Source organism: Pandoraea sp. PE-S2R-1, from assembly GCF_002179865.1.
Classification (GTDB): Bacteria; Pseudomonadota; Gammaproteobacteria; order Burkholderiales; family Burkholderiaceae; genus Pandoraea.
On record NZ_NGUR01000060.1, the window covers coordinates 1 to 382 of the forward strand.

The window sequence follows — 382 nt, forward strand, 5'->3', positions numbered from 1 at the left end:
ACGCACAAATCACCATGCGGTAAGGACGCAATGGGCGGGCAATCAGTCTCGAATCCTCGAGCGGCCCGATACGTACCGCCAGATCGAATCGGTCCTGAATCAAATCAACCCGGCGGTTACTGAGGACAACGTCCACATACACTTCGGGATTCTCCTGGGCATATCTCGTCATCAATGGCGCAAGCACCGTGGTCCCCAACGTGTGGGGCGCAGAAATTCGCAGGCGCCCTTGCGGAGTGTTCTGGAATCGCTCGATGCTTTGTTGCGCAAGCCGGGTCTGTCGCAGAATTTCCCGCGCATGTTCGAGAAATGTCGCGCCGACGTCCGTCAGACTTTGCTTTCGCGTACTCCGATTGAGCAGCCGGACATTGAGCTGCGTCTC

General features: G+C 57.3%; 1 protein-coding gene. It reads right to left on the bottom strand.

The genetic code is table 11. From position 1 onward, the window contains the following. A partial coding sequence (locus tag CDV44_RS27030) for a LysR substrate-binding domain-containing protein (protein ID WP_249277751.1) occupies positions 1-382 on the bottom strand: 382 nt, incomplete at both ends.